The sequence below is a fragment of the Acinetobacter sp. Ver3 genome (genome assembly GCF_000632455.1).
Classification (GTDB): Bacteria; Pseudomonadota; Gammaproteobacteria; order Pseudomonadales; family Moraxellaceae; genus Acinetobacter.
This window is the reverse complement of sequence record NZ_JFYL01000116.1, coordinates 1-4,120: the sequence shown is the minus strand read 5'-3', so window position 1 is coordinate 4,120 and position 4,120 is coordinate 1. Positions and strand designations below refer to the sequence as shown.

At 35.8% G+C, this 4,120-nt stretch carries 2 protein-coding genes and 1 pseudogene; all 3 read left to right on the top strand.

The annotated features are described in order from the left end of the window. Positions 1-30: 30 nt before the first annotated feature. A pseudogene (locus tag CL42_RS15565) lies at positions 31-963 on the top strand (hypothetical protein); the annotation flags it as partial. A gap of 337 nt (positions 964-1,300) precedes the next feature. Further along, the gene (locus CL42_RS15560) at positions 1,301-2,608 is read left to right on the top strand and encodes an OmpP1/FadL family transporter (protein ID WP_035270722.1); all 1,308 of its coding nucleotides are present in this window, start codon (positions 1,301-1,303) and stop codon (positions 2,606-2,608) included. 294 nt (positions 2,609-2,902) lie between these two features. Then, entirely contained in the window at positions 2,903-4,090 is a 1,188-nt protein-coding gene (locus tag CL42_RS15555) for an OmpP1/FadL family transporter (protein ID WP_035270719.1), read from the top strand. Positions 4,091-4,120 lie beyond the last annotated feature (30 nt).

Genomic DNA, 4,120 nt, shown 5'->3' with positions numbered 1-4,120 from the left:
TGAGCCTTAGGTAATCGGCCACTTGCAGGCACTAATGTAAAAGTTAATTCAAATAATATTACTGCTCTTTTCGGCTTTCAACCTAATGAACAATGGAACTTTTATGCAGGCGGTGTATATCAAGATGTGAGAGGCAACTTAACACTGTCTAGTATTGGTTATAATTCAACTTTTAAACGTGATGAAGGCTACGGTTGGTTAGCAGGAGCAGCTTTTCAAATACCAGAAATTGCATTAAAAGTGTCTTTGACTTATAGATCTGAAATTGATCATGAGCTTGACACTACTGAAAATTCAAATTTAGTCGTTGGTGTAATTAACAATCAAGTTGCAACAATTGATGGACTTGTGGCATTAGCAAACGGGACACTTACATTTGAGCAAGTGGTAAGTTCTCTGCCTATTTCTGCAGAAGATAAAGCTCAAGCATTAGCAGCAAATAGTTTACGAAACAAGTTACTTAATTCTGATTCAGAAAAAACTAAAATCTCCACACCTCAATCCGTTAATTTAGATTTCCAAACTGGCATTATGGCCAATACAGTTGCTTTTGCAAATGTACGATGGGTCGAATGGGGTGGCTATGGTATAGATATTGATAAATTTGGAAGTATTACCCAATTATTATCAGGCCAACGACAAAATATTATCGATTATGATAAAGATCAATGGTCTGCCACAGTTGGTGTTGGGCGAAAAATTAATGAAAAATGGGGTGGTGCTATTTCTGCCGGTTGGGATTCAGGTGCTGGTAATCCTGTAACTGCACTTGGTCCAACTGAAGGTTATTGGAATGTCGGATTAAGTGCACAGTTTAGCCCTACTCCAGCAACTTTTATCGGTGGAGGCGTCAAATATTTTTGGTTAGGAGATGCTGAAGCTCGTTCTGTTGGCAAATATGTCGGTAATTTTGAAGATAACAATGCTTGGGCATATGGTTTAAAAATGGGTTATCGTTTCTAAATGCCATTTATTTTTCAAAAGAGCACTTTAGTGCTCTTTTTTTATTTAATCATGAATACCGTTGACTGACTGTATAGTTCATTTATAAATTAACGATAAGATAGTATGACTCAAAATTAAATAATTCATAAATTCAATAATTTATATAGAAATAAAATTCCTATTATTTTTATCAGAATTAAAATTCAATTATAAATTTATTTCCTTAGAGTATTTACTCTGATTCTTAATGTGTTATTTTGTGAATATATGATTTAGGATCAGTTTAAGATAACTAATCCTCAATTCAATTGGAAAATACAAAATAATTCATTGAAGAAGATCAGGGAAAATTCAAGTGAAATTAACAAAATTATCAGCTGCTGTATTATTTGGTTTAGCATCATCAGGTTCTTTTGCTGCTGCTTTAGATCGTTCTGGACAATCTATTTCATCATTCCTTCAACCAGGAAATTACTTTGAAGCAGGTATCTCAATTTTAGATCCATCAGTATCAGGTAAAGAAACTGTTGGATTAGAAAGAAATATTGATGATATGGCTGGCGATTATTATTTCCCTTCAGCTGCTTTAAAATTGCAATTAAATGACAATTTTTCATTTGGCTTAATCTACGATCAACCATTTGGAGCTGATGCAACCTATCATGGGGAAAACAATTTTGTTGCAGCACCAACTGATACTATTCTTACTGGTCTACCATTACAAACAGGTTTGTTAGGTGCTTCTGCCCCAACAGGAAGTACATCTGTAGAAGTAGATACACAAAACTTATCTATGATTTTTGGTTTTCAGCCAAATGAGAATATTAATTTATATGCTGGTCCTGCATACCAATCAATCAAGGGTAATGTAAGTCTTCGCGGTCAAGCTTATAGTGTATTTAATGGCTATGATGCAAATATTAGTGAAGATTATGCATGGGGTTGGTTAGCTGGTGCAGCATATCAAATTCCAGAGATTGCATTAAAAGCCTCAATCACTTATCGCTCTGAAATCGATCATAAATTTAAAGCTGACGAAAATATTGCTTTAGCAGCTGCTGCACCCTTATTAGCTGGTTCAGGTGCAGTACCCGCTCCTCTTTTACCAGTTTTAACAGGCTTCGCTGCGGCAAATAATGCTGAAGGAAGTACAAAAATTACTACTCCTCAGTCTGTTAACATTGATTTTCAATCAGGCATTATGGAAAACACTGTTGCATTTGCAAATTTACGTTGGGTTGATTGGTCTAGTTTCTCAATTCAACCCTACAAATTTGGTGTAGCTTCACAAGCTGTAGGTGGTCTAGTAAACCGTCCTAACGGTTTTAACTTAGTTGAATATGCTGATGACCAAATTTCTGCAACCGTAGGTGTTGGCAGAAAATTAAGTGAACAATGGGCAGGTAATGTCTCAGTTGGCTGGGATTCTGGTGCCGGAAATCCTGTATCAACACTTGGTCCTACCGAAGGTTATTGGAATGTGGGCTTAGGTCTTCAATATAGCCCTACCCCCGCTACGTTTATCGCAGGTGGTGTTAAATACTTCTGGTTAGGTGATGCTAAGGCTCAAACTGGGGCTCAAGCTGGTGGGAATGAATACGTTGCAGAATTTAAAGACAATGACGCTTTAGCTTACGGTCTTAAAATCGGCTATAAATTCTAATCATTCGTCAATAAAAAAGACCACATGATTGTGGTCTTTTTTTATTTTTATACAAGTATAAATTAATTGTCTGTTATATCATCATTTAAAATAAAAAAACGACACAAACTACAATTCCTTTTTTGCTCAATAATACTTTTTAAAAACATGGACATAATTATTTAATCTCATAACTTGATAATGAAGTAATATAAATTTGATTATATTTCAATCATTTCCGAGTATTTACTCTTTTTTTATTTATGTTATTTTTCATGCAATTTTTTCGCCATATGGCATTCATGGATGAACATCATGAAATTTAAAGTACTTTCATACTCAGTCTTATTATCTACACTCCCATTAACTTCAATTTACGCCGCAGGATTAGATCGTTCAGGTCAGTCGATTTCAGCATTTCTCCAATCAGGTAATTATGCAGAAGCTGGCATTTCTGTTTTAGATCCTACCGTTAAAGGTTCTTCCACAGTGATTAATAAAATCACTGGTCAGGATTTAACAGGCGAAAAAATTACCGATATGGGCAGTGATTATTATTTTGTAAACACTGCTCTTAAACTACAGATTACTGACCAAGTTTCTTTAGGATTAATTTACGATCAGCCTTTTGGTGCAGATGCATTATACGATGCTAAAAATCAATCATTTGGCAATAGTTTAAGTGGTACATCAGTTGAAGTTAAGACACAAAATTTAACTGCACTCATTGGCTATCAACCCACTGAAAATTGGAATTTTTATGCTGGTCCAGTATGGCAAACAGTTGAAGCTGATATCAATTTAAAAGGTAATGCATACCAAGTCTTAAATGGCTATAACATCCATGTAGACCAAAAAGAAGCTTATGGCTGGATTGCAGGTACTGCATACCAAATTCCAAAAATTGCATTAAAAGCATCTATCACTTATCGCTCTGAGATTAAACACAAAGCTCAGTCGAATGAAACCTCGCTCCTTCCACTTTACGCCGATGCATTAAAAAAGCCTGAGTTTAATAGATTAGATAAGATCGCTGCAGTAACTGAAGCAGTTACTCCACAATCTGTAAATATTGATTTACAGTCTGGAATTGCAACAAACACTTTGGCGTTTGCTAACCTGCGTTGGGTTCATTGGGATCAATTTACGGTTACACCTAAATTACTTGGATTAGTTGGACAGGACCTCATTTCGTATTCTGATGATCAGTACTCTGCAACCTTAGGTGTTGCACATAAATTTAATGATCAATGGGCAGCAACCACAACTGTAGGCTATGACTCTGGAGCTGGAAACCCTGTAACCACTTTAGGTCCAACTGAAGGTTATTGGAGTGTAGGCTTAGGTGGTCAATTCAACCCATCACAGCAAAGCTTTATTCAAGCTGGTGTTAAATATTTCTGGTTAGGCGATGCAACTGCTCAAACGGGTGGCATAAATGTTGGAGAATTCAGCAACAATTATGCATTAGGTTATGGCATGAAAATCGGGTATCGATTCTAACAATTGTTATAAAAAAAGGACGCTAAAGCG

Bases quoted from the DNA above. Each gene is read 5' to 3' on its own strand.
- CL42_RS15555 (WP_035270719.1), top strand. From the start codon at position 2,903: ATGAAATTTAAAGTACTTTCATACTCAGTCTTATTATCTACACTCCCA.